The 16,010-nt window shown below is 36.2% G+C and carries 10 protein-coding genes and 1 pseudogene; 6 read left to right on the top strand and 5 right to left on the bottom strand.

Annotated elements, in window-relative coordinates; genetic code table 11:
- Positions 1-281: 281 nt before the first annotated feature.
- Both B5D47_RS03625 and B5D47_RS03620 read left to right on the top strand, forming a co-directional pair.
- Positions 282-3,821 carry a helicase-related protein gene (locus tag B5D47_RS03625; RefSeq protein WP_078930468.1) on the top strand — a complete coding sequence of 1,180 codons (3,540 nt, stop codon included), beginning with the start codon at positions 282-284 and terminating at the stop codon, positions 3,819-3,821.
- Positions 3,822-3,836: 15 nt separating this feature from the next.
- Positions 3,837-7,052, top strand: coding sequence for an Eco57I restriction-modification methylase domain-containing protein (locus B5D47_RS03620; protein WP_078930467.1), 3,216 nt, complete (start codon positions 3,837-3,839; stop codon positions 7,050-7,052).
- Between the two features lie 27 nt (positions 7,053-7,079).
- Here the strand turns inward: B5D47_RS03620 and B5D47_RS03615 are convergent, their stop codons facing one another.
- Positions 7,080-7,877 carry a hypothetical protein gene (locus B5D47_RS03615; RefSeq protein ID WP_078930466.1) on the bottom strand — a complete coding sequence of 266 codons (798 nt, stop codon included), beginning with the start codon at positions 7,875-7,877 and terminating at the stop codon, positions 7,080-7,082.
- Entirely contained in the window at positions 7,874-8,974 is a 1,101-nt protein-coding gene (locus B5D47_RS03610; protein WP_013700574.1) for an AAA family ATPase, read from the bottom strand. Before B5D47_RS03610 ends, B5D47_RS03615 begins: the two co-directional genes overlap by 4 nt.
- A gap of 192 nt (positions 8,975-9,166) precedes the next feature.
- Between B5D47_RS03610 and B5D47_RS03605 the strand changes: the two genes are divergently transcribed.
- Genes B5D47_RS03605 through B5D47_RS11505 form a run of 3 tightly spaced genes read left to right on the top strand, consistent with a single transcriptional unit; the run spans position 9,167 to position 9,798 of the window.
- Positions 9,167-9,403 (top strand): hypothetical protein, encoded by a 237-nt coding sequence (locus B5D47_RS03605; RefSeq protein WP_078930465.1) that lies wholly within the window; start codon positions 9,167-9,169, stop codon positions 9,401-9,403.
- Positions 9,387-9,563 (top strand): type II toxin-antitoxin system VapC family toxin, encoded by a 177-nt coding sequence (locus B5D47_RS11270; protein ID WP_143592600.1) that lies wholly within the window; start codon positions 9,387-9,389, stop codon positions 9,561-9,563. Before B5D47_RS03605 ends, B5D47_RS11270 begins: the two co-directional genes overlap by 17 nt.
- Positions 9,493-9,798 (top strand): hypothetical protein, encoded by a 306-nt coding sequence (locus B5D47_RS11505; protein WP_200806547.1) that lies wholly within the window; start codon positions 9,493-9,495, stop codon positions 9,796-9,798. Before B5D47_RS11270 ends, B5D47_RS11505 begins: the two co-directional genes overlap by 71 nt.
- Before the next feature lie 136 nt (positions 9,799-9,934).
- Here the strand turns inward: B5D47_RS11505 and B5D47_RS11915 are convergent.
- Positions 9,935-11,266 (bottom strand): annotated as a pseudogene (locus B5D47_RS11915) (Eco57I restriction-modification methylase domain-containing protein); the annotation flags it as partial.
- A gap of 16 nt (positions 11,267-11,282) precedes the next feature.
- The gene (locus B5D47_RS03595; RefSeq protein WP_078930463.1) at positions 11,283-11,888 is read right to left on the bottom strand and encodes a master DNA invertase Mpi family serine-type recombinase; all 606 of its coding nucleotides are present in this window, start codon (positions 11,886-11,888) and stop codon (positions 11,283-11,285) included.
- Between the two features lie 411 nt (positions 11,889-12,299).
- On the opposite strand from B5D47_RS03595, the gene B5D47_RS03590 reads away from it, so the two are divergent.
- The gene (locus B5D47_RS03590) at positions 12,300-14,186 is read left to right on the top strand and encodes a methyl-accepting chemotaxis protein (RefSeq protein WP_078930462.1); all 1,887 of its coding nucleotides are present in this window, start codon (positions 12,300-12,302) and stop codon (positions 14,184-14,186) included.
- Positions 14,187-14,419: 233 nt separating this feature from the next.
- On the opposite strand, the gene B5D47_RS03585 is transcribed toward B5D47_RS03590, so the two are convergent.
- Positions 14,420-15,718 (bottom strand): ATP-binding protein, encoded by a 1,299-nt coding sequence (locus B5D47_RS03585; RefSeq protein ID WP_078930461.1) that lies wholly within the window; start codon positions 15,716-15,718, stop codon positions 14,420-14,422.
- Between the last annotated feature and the right edge of the window lie 292 nt (positions 15,719-16,010).

Raw genomic sequence — 16,010 nt, 5'->3', positions numbered from 1 at the left:
ACTTGTCATTGTCAAGTATAAAATTGTCAAAATTTACACTTTAAAGAACGATTCGATTTGAAAGCTGCTGCCTGTTGTTGATAAGATTCCTGCTCTAACAGGAAAGACGTTCCGCTTAGAACAGGAAGATGCTTTTTGCTCTAGCAGGAAAGAAGTTCCGGCTGGAAGCGGAAAGGAGGCAGGATTGGAAGCGGAAGAAATAGCCTTTTAAGCGAAGCAGAATTTTACGATGCAAAAATTCCAATAGTATAGTAAAATTAAGGCTGGATAAAGCACGGAAAATGATAGGTAACACTTTAATAGACAATTCAGAAAATCTAAAGCTTGCAGATACAATAAAAGAAATTTTAAGAAATCCAAAAATCAATCATATTGACATTGCCACGGGCTATTGGGATATTCCGGGAACTGCCGTTCTTGCATATGAGCTCAATGCCTTTTTGGCAAGAGACAATACTAAGCTCCGGCTTTTAATAGGCAAAGACCCATATCTTTTTGCGCAGTACAACAAGAATCCGAAATACAAAGATATAAAGAACTGGCCGGAAGAATTTATCCGCACAGACATAAACGAAATTGAAGTAAAACCTGAATATGAAAACGCAGTTTCGTTCCTTTTAAAATATCTCGGCAAAACAGACAAAATAGAGATTCATATCTTCAAAAAAAATGAAAATGAAGAAAAGCAGTTTCTACATTCAAAGTGCTATATTTTTTACGGAAAAGGAATTTCATACGGAATCATAGGAAGCAGCAATTTTACAGAGAAAGGCTTAAAAGAAAACTCAGAATTGAATTATCTTGAAACCCTTTCTCAAATTATTACTGCAGAACCAAACGGTATAAATGTCTCAAAAGGACATATTTTCTGGTTCAATGAAAAGTGGGCTTTGTCGGAGGACTGGTCAAAGGAATTTCTTGAGCAGATTCTCCGTCCTTCATCAATCGCAAAGAAAGTGCTGGATGACAAAAAACAAAAAAACACTGCAATTTTAAATTATACGGTGCTTTCTCCTTACGAAACCTACATAAAATTTCTTATCGACCAGTTTGATGAAATAATCAGCTTTAATGGAAAAATCACACCCGATGACTATATGCCGAAGGATCCGAATTTCAAGCGTCTTACCTATCAGGCGGAGGCTGTAAACCAGGGATTTTCAATAATGAAGCAGCATCACGGCTTTATTCTTGCAGATGTTGTAGGTCTTGGAAAAACATTTACAGCTCTTATGGTGGCAAAACGACACCTGCTTGAGACAGGCCTTAAGAATCCAGTTCTTATTATTACTCCGCCAGCAATCAAGCAAAGCTGGATAGACTCAATCGAATATTTTGACAAAGGTGAAGTTTCAGAAAAAAAGATTCATCCTTTTATAACTCTTACAACAATCGGCTGCATTGATGATGTCAATGAAACAGGCGAATATATCGCCGAAAATGATTTTGATTCCGCATTTAAGAAAGAAGAATACGGAATGATTATCGTAGATGAAAGCCACCGCTTTAGAAATGACAGCACAATAATGTACCAGAAGCTAGATGACCTTATCGGCTCAATAAATCCGCAGCCATACATTGTGCTTCTTTCCGCAACACCGCAGAACAACGAGCCTTACGATTTGAGAAATCAGATTTATTTATTTCAGCGTGAGCACAACCGCTCCACTTTGCAGAATCTCGGAAAATTCGGAAACAAATTGGAAAACTATTTTGCAGAAAAACACAATAACTACAAGGAATATATAAAGAAAGAAAAGACTGTTGACGGCAAAAAAATTCCTAAAACAAAAGAAGAGCTGGCACATGACAAGGCTGCTCTTATTGCAGACAGCGAAGACATCAGAAAAAGAATAGTAGAGCCTCTTGTAATACGCCGCACAAGAACAGACATAGAACGTTTTTATCAGGAAGACATGAAAAATCAGGGATTAAGTTTTCCTAAAATTCAAAAACCGGTAGCAATTCCTTACGAAATGAACGGAGAACTTGGAAATCTTTTCAATAACACAATAAATATAATCGCGCCTCAGGTAAGCCATGTTGATTCAGACGAGAATGGTGAGCCAGTTCTTGACTTTGGAGCAACGGCTGGAGAAGACGGGCTTGGCTATTACCGCTACAGAGCGATTGAATTTCTAAAATCAGAAGAAAACCGCAGACGGCACGAAATAAACAACCTGAGCGTTACAGGAACTTCCCAGCGTCTTGCGCAGATTATGGAACTGCTTTTGGTAAAGCGTCTTGAAAGCTCGCAGGCGGCTTTTAAAGAATCCCTGCACAACCTGCACCGCTACACAGAAAATATGATAAAAATGTGGAATGCAGACAGGATTTTTATTTGCCCTGACCTAAATGTAAACAAAGAGCTAAACGATGAGAATATCTCGAAAAATGGAACTTTTGAGCAGACACTCTGTGTTTTGGCTGAAAAAGCAAAGAAGGCGAACAAGAAAAATTCAGGCGACGGAAACGAAGGTCCAAATCAGGAATACAAACGGGCAGATTTTTTTGACAGTTATATAGAGAATCTGAACAATGATTTGCGCCTTATTGACGAGCTTTGCACAAAATGGGACGTTCAGACTTCAGATCCAAAAATGAGCACCTTTATATTTGAAACCGCAAGGCAATTTCTTGATCCGAAAAGGAACAAGAATAACAAGCTTATCATTTTTACAGAATGTATCGCAACCCAAAAAGCTCTTGTGCAAAAGCTGAACGAAATGCCTATTCCAAACTGCAATGTACTTTCTATCACTGCAAAAAACCGTGATGATATGAAAGAAATAATCGCCGCAAACTTTGACGCAAACTATAAAGGAACAAAAAAAGACGATTATCAGATTCTTATCACCACCGATGTCCTTGCGGAAGGCGTAAACCTGCACCGCTCAAATTCAATTTTGAACTACGACTCTCCTTGGAACGCAACGCGGCTTATGCAGCGTTTAGGAAGAATCAACCGTATCGGCACGGATGCAAAGAAAATATGGAACTACAATTTTTATCCGTCAACTTTGGGCGACAGCCAGATAAACCTCAAAAACAGAACTTATGTAAAACTTCAGGCATTTCACGAGCTTTTTGGAGAGGACAGCCAGATTTATTCAAGCGAAGAGGAAGTTAAGCACTTTGACAAAGTAATCCGCGATGAAGCTCAGGATTCAGAGACACCTATAATGCCGTTTATCGCAGAACTGAGAGAATTCAAGAAAAACAATGAAAGCAATTATGTAAAACTTTCTTCCATTGGCAACACTATAGTCTCAACAACACAATCGGAAAACAAGAAAGCATTTTCTGAGCTTAAAGAGACAGATAAAAACAGCAAAGCATTACGTTCCGCACTTTATATTTCAAATGAAGACGGAAGCGCGACAAAAGTCAGCCAGCTGGAATTTTTTGAAACATTGAAACCACTTTCAACTCTTAAAGAAACGGAAACAGACATCACACTTATAGAAAAATACAGAAAGTCAGTCATTAACTGCTATGCCGCAGACAAGCAGAATGCAGAGCTTTCCATGAAAAGCAAACTCCGAAAAGGTGACAAGGAAATTTCAGCTGCAATCAAGAAAATAAAATCACTTTATAATTTTGGTATGTCTGAAATCTATGAAGAAAAACTTGATGAAATCTCAAATTCAATTAGAGATAAAAATTTCAGCCTGATAAACAAAGTTCTGGAAATGAATTTTAAGAACGAAGGACTTGGAACGATTCAGATAGAAGCCGATATTGATTATCTGCACAAATATACACATGCTCATTCTTCAGAATCCGAAGCAAACATTGCAATTGAATTTATAGTTAAATAATTTGGGGAAAATATTATGGAAAACTTGAGGGCATTATTTGAAAATGAATATCCAGGAAAAAAAGTTTTATTTGAAAGCCTTATAAAACCGATTTTTGTAAAAGCAAATGACACAACTCTAACAGATGAACAGGAACTTTCTGATTCAGACAAAAAGCAGATAAAGTCATTCAGGATTATCGCACAAGTCAGAGGCAGTTTTCCAATAACATTTGCAGATATTGAGCTGCAGGACAACGTTGCATTAAAAAGAAGCAGAGTCAATATCCAGAACTGTGTCCGCAAGGTCATGGAAAACGATTCAAATGCGCTCATCTTTTTTCATTTTACGGACAATGCAAAAGAATGGCGTGTAAGCTATGTAAACAAAGCCGACTCCCTGAAAAACAGCACAAGCGCAAAACGATACACATATCTCTGCGGACCGGAACATTCCTGCAGGACTATCGCAGAAAGATTTTCTACACTTGAAGGTCTCTCAACAATCAGAGATGAGAATATGCTTGAAGCGTTCGCTGTTGCCCCATTGAGCGATGATTTCTTTAACGAATACCGTAAGCACTATGCTGACCTTGTTGAATACATAAGCGGAAAGCGTTTTATAAAAAAGGGCGGAAAATTTGTAGAAGAAAAGACAAAGAAGGCTGCCTCAGAATTTGCAAATTCTTTTAACGGAGACGACAAAGCTGTCCGCGATTTTGTAAAAAAGATGCTGGGACGGCTTGTGTTCCTTCAGTTTTTGCAGAAAAAAGGATGGCTCGGAGTTCCAAAAAACGCAAAATGGGGAACCGGCGATAAGAACTTTATCTACAATCTTTTTAAGAATGCGGACGTCTCTGTAAAAAATGATTTTCTCGAACAGGCACTTGAGCCTCTGTTCTTTAAAAGCCTGAACTGCGACCGCGGAGAAGAAGCAATTGCGCCAAAAGCTGTATGCAATATCTACAGAAGCGAAATCAGGATTCCGTATCTGAACGGCGGACTTTTTGAGGAAGATGAACTTGACAAGAAAAGGGTTAAATTTAAGAAAGAACATTTTGAATCTATTTTTGAATTCTTCAATCAGTACAACTTCACAATCGACGAGACTGACCCGGACGATGTTGAAATCGGCGTAGATCCGGAAATGCTTGGCAAGATTTTTGAAAATCTTCTGGAAGACAACAAGGACAAAGGAGCGTTCTATACCCCTAAAGAAATCGTCCAGTATATGTGCCGCGAAAGTTTAATCGCATATCTGGAAACCGAAACTCTCAAACCTGATGAAACAGCCTCAAAAGACAAGATAAGGAATTTTGTTCTGAATCATGAAGCCTCATCATTCTCGGAAAAAGAAAAGGCGGTTATTCTTAAAGCCTTGATTGACGTTAAAATCTGCGATCCTGCTGTAGGAAGCGGAGCGTTTCCTATGGGAATGTTGAACGAGCTTTTGCCATGCGTTCATATTCTTACCGGAGAAGCAAAAACAAGAGTTGAGCTTAAAAAGCACATCGTAAAAAACAACATTTACGGCGTAGACATTGAAAAAGGCGCAGTTGACATTGCACGCCTGCGTTTCTGGCTTGCGATTATTGTTGACGAAGAAGAGCCGCTACCATTGCCGAACCTTGACTACAAGATTATGCAGGGAAACAGCCTGCTTGAAAGTTTTGAAGGCGAAGACCTAAGCAATATGACAAAGCAGGAATCAGGAAACCTTTTTGACAACGGAGAAACAATTGCAAAACTAACACAAGCAATAAACGGATTCTATATTCCTCACGACCATGTGGCAAAAGCAAAAATCCGCGCACAGATAAAGGAAAATATAATTCAGCTTTTAAAGGAACGCCAGCTCCCACCAAAAGTAATAGAAGACTTGTCAAAACTTGACCTGCACGAAAACAGCCAGTTTTTCCTGTGGCACACTTGGTTCTACGATGTTTTCAACCGACCCTCTGACCGCAACAGAAGCGGCTTCGACATTGTGATTGGAAATCCGCCGTATATTCAGATAAAATGGCTTGGTGAAAAAATTGCTTATAAAAAGCTGGGGTTTTCAACTTTTGAAAGTACAGGCGATATATATTGTCTGTTTTATGAAAAGGGAATTGAACTTTTAAATTCCAATGGAATTCTTTGTTTTATAACTTCAAACAAATGGCTTATTGCAAATTATGGTGAAAAACTTCGCAAGTATATAGCAGAAAAAGCTTCTCCAGAAATCATTTTAGATTTAGGTGCTGGTATTTTTGAGTCTGCAACAGTTGATACAAATATTCTTATTTGCAAAAAAACAAAATATGAGAAAACTACGAAAGTTGCATCTATAGCAAACAAAAATTTGGCTAACATAAAGTTCTCAAACGCAAAATTATCCAAGTCTGATATTTGGAATTTAAGGAATCTCAATTTGAACAGCATAAAAGAAAAGTTAGATAAAATTTCAACAAGACTTACAGATTTTAATGTTGAGCTTGATTACGGAATTTTAACAGGTGCAAACAAAACTTTCATTCTTTCAAAAGAAAAAGCGGAGAAATTAATTGCTTTAGATAAGAAAAACAAAGAAATCATAAAACCGATTCTACGCGGAAAAGACCTGGAACGTTATGGCTCAAAATTCAATGATGTCTATTTACTTTGCACACACAATGGAGTAAAATCAAAGAACATTCCGCCAATTAATGTCAAAAAGGATTATCCGACATTGATTCCATACTTTGAAAGTTTTGGTAAAGATTTTAAGAAGCGCGGCGAACAAGGCGATAATTTTTGGAATTTAAGAAATTGTACTTATATCGACAGATTTGAAGAAACAAAAATCATTTATGCTGATATAGTTCAGAACACAGGGAAATTCTATCTTGATGATGAAAAATATTACACAAATGATACTGCGTTTTTGATTTTTGGTGATAATCTACATTACTTACTTGGAATTTTGAATAGTAAGGCTTTTTCATTTTTCTATAAAAACTTTTACTGTGGCGGTGCATTAGGTTACAAAGGATTACGTTTCAAGCGAGATTTTCTAATGAGAGTTCCAATCCCCTCCACAACTCCAATCCAGCAGCAACAAATCATCGCATTGGTAGACAAAATCCTTGCGGCAAAGAAAGATTGCCGTGTCAAGCACGAAAATGACAGTGAACTTGCTGACACAAGCACATTGGAAATGCAAATTGACGCACTAGTTTACAAACTGTACGGCTTAACGGATGAGGAAATAAAAATCATAGAACAAACCTAAAAGCGCAAAAATGGGAAATGCTTTGAATTATTTCAGTTTGTCTTTGTATTCGAACAGAAACAAGGGAAAAGAATTTAAAATTGCAACTTCTCTTTTCGGTTCAATGTACTTTTCAAGCTGGTTCTTGAAAATTTTATCTTGTGATATGTCTTCTTCATTTTCAGGAAAATCATTTTTGTCTGTGCAGATAAAATTTGCTTTTTGAACGTTCATCTTCAGGAGGAGTTCCCAGTTCTGTCTGATCTTCTCAATCCGTTCTTTTTCCTCAGGAATCTTTAGAGACAAGGTTTTAAGGTTTATTCTAAAAGTAATAAAATCAAGATTCTTATAAAAAGATTCTGAATTCGCTTTTTCTTTAAATTTTTTGCCCAAATTTATTTGAGTTGTATAGCTAAAATAGTCGTTGTCCGGAAGAGGATTTTTGACATAACGAATAGACTCTACCATAGGATAATTGATAAATAGTTTTCCATAGTCAGAAGACTCATCATTAAAGAAATCAAGCATTTTCTGAATCTGAGAATCTGAAATATTCTGATCTTTATTGTTGTGGCTGTCATAATCAAAAAAAAGATAAATTTGTGAGAAGTCAGAACGCCGGCGGATTTCTTTCAATGGATTATCTTTGTCTGCAACAAGCTTGTTTTTAAGGATTGAAACAATGTCTTCAGGCTCATCTGTCTCGTTCATCCTCTTGTATAAGTCATAGATATTGTTTTTGTAAGAGCAAATTCTTATTTGTTTGTTTTTGGAAAAATACAGATATTCCAAGGTTTTAAAAAGAGTTGGTTCCCTGTTTTCGCCTTCAAACACAAACAATATCATAAGTCAAACGCACCGCCACGATAAAGTTTTTCAATGTTATGACCTTCCCTAAGCTCCTTGTCAGTTGCATTGCAAAGTGAAGTGATTTTATTATCCTTTAAGACGAAATTACAATCTGGACGAAGCAGATCATTTGTCATTAAAAATGTATTGTGGGAAGACACAAAAAGCTGGCAATTTTTTTTGAACAGTTCATCACAGACATCGAAGGAAAGTTTAAAGTGATAGAAAGCATCAAATTCATCAATAAATACAAAACTTGCATTCTCCAAATGCTTAAACCAAAAGAATAAAAGCGTTAGCGCATTGGTGCCTGTTGAAGCTATTGTATTGAAAATTTGAGGAAAGCCTTTTATATAGACACGAAGCAGTTTTTCGCCTTGTACAGGCTTTACAAATTCAAAATGCTGGCCGCTTACTTTCTCCAAAAATGCTGAAAATTCTTTTATGTAATTATGTCTGATAATATACTCATCAAGAATATATATTCCGGTTTCAAGTCCAATAAATTCTTTTTCCTCAAGACTTCTGAACCAAAGCATGGAGTTTACAAAATCCTGAAGCTTTATCAGACAGTTTGATTCATCAAGCGGGTACGTGGTTATCAAGAAATTTATTATAGAAACATTGTTCGCATTATGGGCAAGATTATTCCGAATATTTTTTTCCATAGGGAAGATAGAATCGTCAATTTCAATTGTTCCGATTCTTTTTTCAAAAACCAATTTTGAATCAACTGTCAGTTTCTCTTCTCTTAAAACAGCTCGTGAATCCTTTGAGTAAACATACTCAACAATCTGACCGTTAAAATTAAATGTATATTCAAATGTTACAAGTTTTGACTGGGCACCTGCAAAAGCATAGTTAAGAAGATAATTAGGATTTTTGAATTTTTGGGTAAGATGATAGACAATATCAAAAATTGCAAGTCCGAAATTGCTTTTTCCGCAACCGTTCGGACCGTAAATAATACCATTTTTGATTATTCCGTTTTTGACTGCGAAAGAATTAAAAGCGTAGTCTCTTGGTTGTGTCAAATCCAGTTCTATCCGTTTTTCAAAACCGCGAAAATTGGTTACTGCAAATTTTGCTAACATATCATGCTCCAAAATAGGATAATATATTATCGGTTAAAATCTCCTAAAATTCAATATATGCCGTAATTTTTTTACGGAATAAAAACTATTTTGTTCCCAATAAGGTAAACAGCATAAAGAATTTTCGATTTTTATGTTATATTCATTAAAGAAATATTTTCTGCTTACACCAGAACGTTATTGGAGGCAAATATGTCAGATTTAGCGTTGCAATATTATAATTCTATTGACAAACTGGATCTTCATGACTTGGAAATACTGTCTCAAAAAATCACATCTTTGATTTTCAAGAAAAAAGCGAAAGAAGATGATTCTGTCAAAAAGGGGCTTGCTTATTTCAACAGCATAAAAGGCACAGTAACAAGAGAAATTGACGCCGACAAGGAACTTTCAGAATCATTAAGAGAAAAATATGAAGATATTGACTGATACTAATATTATTCTGGATTTTATTCAAAGCAGGGAACCGTTTTCTGAAAATGCCTCAAAAATCATAAATTCATATGTAAAAAAAGAAAATGAAGGATATATTTCAGCACATTCTCTTTCTGACATTTTTTTTCATTTTAAGAAAAGACAAAACTGTTGAAGAAAGAAAAGCATTGATTTTGAATTTGTGCAGTTTTTTCACAGTTATTCTAGAGAATAAGAATTTTTATACAGCTGTATGTCAAAATAATAATTGGAATGACTTGGAAGAGGGATTCCAGATGAAATGCACCGATTTTGAAAAACTTGATTATATTGTTACAAGAGATGCTGGCAAAGGTTTTTACAATTCTCCTGTAAAAGTCATTTCTGCGGAAGACTTTTTGAATGTATAATGATAACAAAAATGCTAAAGGTAATTTATCTTTAAGTAAGGAAAACAGGTCTTCTTTTTAACTCTTGCATAGTAATTTACTAGCAATGATTCAATGGAATACGAATTCCAAAATGTGGCTCGTATTCCATTGAAATTTAATTGTTACGGATAATGTCTTTTTCTTCCTCTGTTAAGCCGTACAAGTCATAAACAAACTCATCGATTTTTGATTCCAGTGCAGTTGTGTCAATAGAAGAATCCTGTTTTTTTGCTGCGAGGATTTTGTCCACTAAGGCGATGATTTGCTGTTCTATTTTATTGTTAATTTTTTGTGGATAAGGCAGTGGAATTGACACAAGCGGCTCTTTGTCTACCTGATAGTTTGTGCCTTGCATTTTACCTTTATTTTTGAGCCAGTAAGCTATTAATTTTGAGTTTAGAACACCAGTTAAGAATTTCATGTTCCAGCGTGTTGTTTTGATGATGTAATACATTGCAGGTACATAACAATCAAAATCGGAATAAGAAAAAACAGGTCTTCCAACGCATTTTCTTTGAGAAATTATTTTTTCACCTTTGAAAAAATGTTCTTCTCTAGCACGATGTAATCCGTAAGGTTTATTGTCAGAAGTAATTGCTTTTCCAACTTTATCAAAATGAGATTTCAGTTTTGGATAATTATCCATGCTATTTTTGTTTTTGAAACTTGAATCTGTATAAATAATCCAGAAACAATTTTTATTTGATGTATAATAACGTTCAATTTGTTCAGATGTAAAATAAGGCTTTATCAAAGATTTTTCTTTTTTATCGAGATTAAGGTTATTCAATTCGTTATTTGACAGAACAAAAATTCCTTTTCCAAGTTCCAAATCAGGAAACACCCCATGAATTTTTTTGTTTACACAATCGTGATGGGTATGTATTCCATTTGTGGCTTCCTTTTCCATCAAATTACATTTTTCTTGCGCAATTTTTTCAAAAATTAAATCATTATTGCTAAATGTTAAAAGTTTGCCAATTGTTTTTTCGCGGTTGATTTTTGGCGAAAGATATTTTGTTTTTGACGTTTGCTTTTTTTCGAGCAGGTCAAGCATATCTTCTTTTTCAGCGTTCGTTTTTAAAGTTCTGTAATCAAAGTTATAATTGTTAACGTCATTGTTTTTTTCAAAAAGCATTATCATCGTTTGAATATCTGCATTTTCAAAAACCATGTAATCGTTAAAGTTTATCATCTCGCATATTTTTGAATCTTTGATTACTTTATTGCGCATAATTTTTGCACCCGCGCTTGTAGTCCAATTGTTTTGAGCAATAAAGCACAAATGTCCATTTGTAGTAAGCAAATCTAAGCCTTTGCAAGCAAAACCGTACCATAAATCCATTTTTCCCATATAATATGGACTTTCTTCTCTGAAAACATCAAAAGCATCTCGATTTTCGTATTCTTTTATATACGGCGGGTTACCAATCACAATGTCAAAGCCGTTCCTGCCGTTGCAGTTAGAGGGTCGTTTTTTTTCCCCACTTTAAATATCGATAAAGTGTTGTGCGGTCAACTTTCAAGTCTTTTGCAAGCTGTGTTTTTGTGCAACCTTCCAAAAGCCGTTGTTTTATATATTCATCTTTTCCTGTAAGTTTTGTGTATGAATTTCGCGAACCTTTTATTCTGCCAATATGGACACCCTCCGCTTTCTTCAGTCTCAACGCTTCCTTAGTTCTCTGGCTAATCAAGTTGCGCTCAATTTCCGCACTCAGACCGAAGGCAAATGCCAGCACTTTGCTTTGAATGTCATCGCCAAGACGGAAGTTGTCTTTTATTGTCCAAACCTTGCAGTCTTTTTTCATGCAGATTGAAAGAATTTCCATAATCATGAACAGGCTTCGTCCAAGCCTGCTAAGCTCCGCACAGATTATCAGATCGCCGCTCTGAACATGATTCAGCAGGTCTCCGAGTTTTCGCTTGTCATAGTTTTTTGTTCCGCTGATTGTCTCTTCTATCCAGCCGTCAATCTCAAGATTTTCTTTTTTACAGAAATCGCAGATTTCAAACCGCTGATTTTCAACCGTCTGCTTGTCCGTGCTTACGCGGATATATCCATAAGTCATTTTACACCTCTGCGGATATTTTAAATGAAAGCTATAATCTGTTTCTGAGAGTATCTACAGCCGACTGAAAAAAGACCTGAAAAGAGGCATCATAGAGAAAATAAAAAAATAATTGAAGAGATTTTATTGCAAAATTTAGCAAAGAGATAAAATTCCTTGTTTGAATACTAAATTCAAAATAATCCAACAAGCAATTCTTACAACAGAATCAATTTCTTTTTGACTGTTCATGTATCTCATTCTTTAATTCAACTTTTCTTCTTTATGTCCTTTTTTGAAATGATGCATTCGAAATGTCAAGCCTATCTGAATATTTTTAATTTCTCATACTTTTTCATAAATAAATTAAAATTTTACTTGATACATATAAAATTAGTTATAAAAATATATTTCTAATAAGGGATATTTTTTATGGAACAAAAACTTTCAGAAACTGACAGAAAATTATTTTATGTAAAGCTTCCTTTTCTGCTGCTTTTATCTTCGTTTTCACCATTCTTGCTGGCTCCAGTTTACCTATGTATTACTGGAATTGCCACAATTGATGAATTTATTACCATCCTGCTTTCTCCTTACACTATTCTTGCATACGTGATTGCGGTTTTGTGTCCGTTTGTTTTTTTCGGATTTCTAAAAAAAAGAATCAAATCTTATGACGGAACAGATGAAGTCATTAGGAAAATAAATCTTCTATTGAAATATTCCAGAAAAATAATTTTTGCAATAAATTTAGTTTTAGTAATTGGCATATCTTTTCTTGCCTGCTTTGTAATTCATCTAAAAGGCCTCCAGTTCGAAGCCTTTGAAGAAACCTCGCCATATCTTTCAATCATTCTTATCTGCACAGGCTTTATGCTTCTCTACGGAATCAGCTTTTACACAGTTTTCAACAGCCGCTTCGAGCACTTCCTGCACTGGCTTCCGTTTGATAAATCCGTTGTAACTTCATCAAACCGCGAGCGAATCATCTTGATGACGCTTGTAAATCTTTTGGGCTGCTTTCTAATTATTACGGCATCTTTTTTGGTTCCCAGTGTTGCATCCGACTCTTCGGTTTCCGGCGTTCTGAAAGTTATTTTCCCAGCAGCGGTATTCAGTTTTATTTCAGTAGGACTTACAACTTCAGTTACCGCTTACGACATAAAAAACAACCTTCAGCAGGAAAAAGCTATTTTGGGTGCGCTTGCAGAAAAAAACTATGCTATAAAGCAGGCGCAGGTTGTTACAAGAAACGACTTCGGAATCATCATAAACGACTTGAACAACGCATACAAAATCATAAGAACTATTTTTCAGGAAATCAGCAAGGACGTAAATTCCACGCTGTCTGTTTCATCTGAAGTTTCTGAGCACGTTGACCAGTCAATTTCAGAAATCGCAAACGTAAAGAGCATCTCAAATTCTGTAAAAAATGAAATGATAAATCAGGTTGCTTCTGTTGAAGAGACGAGCGCGACAGTTGAAGAAATCATCAAGCACATCCGCCATTTGAACAATGAAATTGAAAAGCAGACATCTGCAATTGACCAGTCGTCGGCCGCAATCGAGCAGATGGTTGCGAACGTAAACGGTGTAACTTCAAGCCTTAAGAAAAACAACGGCACAGTCCAGGAGCTTGAAAGCGCATCCGAAGCCGGAATGAAAAAAGTCCACATTGCAAGCGAGCTTTCCGAAGAAGTTCTGGAAAAATCAACATTGCTTATGGACGCAAGCAAAGTCATTCAGGACATTGCAAGCCAGACAAACCTTCTTTCCATGAACGCGGCGATTGAAGCTGCCCATGCCGGTGAATTCGGAAAAGGCTTCTCCGTTGTTGCGGACGAAATCAGAAAGCTTGCCGAGCAGAGCAATGAGCGCGCAAAATCCATTGAAACAAACCTGCGAAGTCTTTCTGAATTAATCAACTCGGTTGCCACAAATGCAAGTGACGTTTCTGACCAGTTCAATAATATTTATTCTCTCATAAAGAGGGTTCAGAACGAAGAGCTTGTAATTTCCAACGCAATGACAGAACAGACCGAAGGCAACAAGCAGATTCTTGAAGGAATCAGCCGGTTGACAGAATCAACAACAACTGTAAAGGACGGCGCGGCGGAAATGCTGAAAGGCGGCGAGCAGATTTCTATAGAAATGAAGAATTTGAACAAAGTAACTTACGAAACAAACACAAAAGTAAATTCGATTAACGAATCTGTTCAAAAAGTTACAGAAACTTTGGCGGATTCAAAAGAACACGTTCTGAAAAATTCTGCAAATGTAAAGTCATTAAGCGAAAAAATGTCGGACTTTAAATTTTAACTTTTGCTATTGACGCTTCTCTTCTTTTTAGTTCATGCAACGAAAAAGAGGAGACATGTTTCTCGTCATCCGTGGCTCGCCGCTAACGCGTAGTTTCTTGCTTCGCTAAATATGGAAAAGGAAGAAATCCCGATTGAACTAAAAGCGCGCTCGGTTCTTATAAAAGGCGATATTTTCAGGACGATTGGGAATCCGATATAATTAGCCATGCAGTTTACAGAAACATGAAAGAATCACTTTTTACACATTTGTTTAATCCTGTCTGCAAGGTAAAGCGGAACATTTATCATATCTTCCTGTTCTTTGTATTCCAATGCCGAGAATCTTATCGCACAGTCAGGATTTTCTTCCCTTCGGTAGCGCTTGAAACTGGAAGAAGGCACATTTCCGCCATCCTTGCATTCAACAGGAATTATCTGCGTTTCATTTTGTAAAAGAAAATCCACTTCGTAATTTCTGGAAGGAGAATAATAGTGAGGAGCAACATCGAACTGTCCTCTTAACTGTTGAAGACAATAGTTTTCTGTCAACGCTCCCTTAAACTGAAAATCTGAATTCAGTATTATTGCCTCATTGCTTACACCTGCGGCGCATTTTGCAAGTCCAACATCAAAATAGAACAGTTTAAAACTGGAAAAATCTTCAAAAACGTTTAAAGGATGTTCAGGTTTTGTAACATCATAGATGCGTATGACAATTCCCGCGCTGACAAGCCATTCGATTGCCTCTTCAAATTCACGTGCCCTTGCTCCAGATTTGACGCAGCCATAAACAAATTTTTCATTTTCTTTAGAAAGCTGTGAAATAATGCTTCGCATTACCAGAAGTATGCGGCCGGCATTTACCTTTCCGTTGTATTTGGAAATATCATTTTCATAGAGAGCCAATAACTCATTTTGTATTTGCAAAACGACTCCGGAATTTTTTTCTGTCATCCAGGAGCATACACAATCCGGCATTCCGCCGACGATCAAATAATTTCTGTATTGTTCTATCAATCTGTCATGCTGAATTTTCAATATTTCCGCCGGAGGAGTTTCTTCAATATAGTTAAACAGCACAGGTTCCACAGCATTCAGAAATTCTTCAAAATCCATAGGATATATATCAAGAAGATTCACTTTTCCAACAGGATAAGACATTGGTTTTGCAAGAAGAGTTCCTAAAAGACTTCCTGCGGCAATAACATGATATTCGTTTGCTTCCTCATTGAAATACTTAAGAGAATTCAGAGCTTCCGGACACTCCTGCACTTCATCAAAGATAATCAAATCTTCTTCAGGAAGAATTTTATCGCCTCTAATTGTGCCGAGAATCTCTATAATTCTATGCGGCTCTTTATTTACCTTAAAAATTTCATGGAGGCTTTCTTCCTTGTCAAAAGAAAAATAGAAAGTCTTCTTATACTTGCGCCTGCCGAATTCTTTCATAAGCCAGGTTTTACCAACCTGACGGGCGCCTTTTAAAACAAGCGGTTTTCTATGAGAAGAGTTTTTCCACTCCTCCATTTTCTGCAATGCTTTGCGTTCCATACTTTGTAATTAGCATAGCAGATTATACACATTTTTGCACTGTTTTTTTTATATTTTTACACATTTTTGCATATTATAACGTACAGTTTTTACACATAATTGCACATTCTTAGCAATAAAATTACCATTTTTGCATAATGCCAGTTGCAATTCCGCGCAAGGAAAACTGTATCAAGGTATGATGGAAAGGCTTTTTTTTCGGAAAGAATTCATTGTGGGCTTTGCTTGAAAAAAGTTACAATTTTTTTCTTTATTGTTGCAGATTGACCGGAAAAATTAATCAGTTATAATT

This window comes from Treponema berlinense, assembly GCF_900167025.1.
Taxonomy (GTDB): domain Bacteria; phylum Spirochaetota; class Spirochaetia; order Treponematales; family Treponemataceae; genus Treponema_D; species Treponema_D berlinense.
Note: the sequence above shows the minus strand (reverse complement) of the source record. Positions and strands in the feature narration are given on the sequence as shown.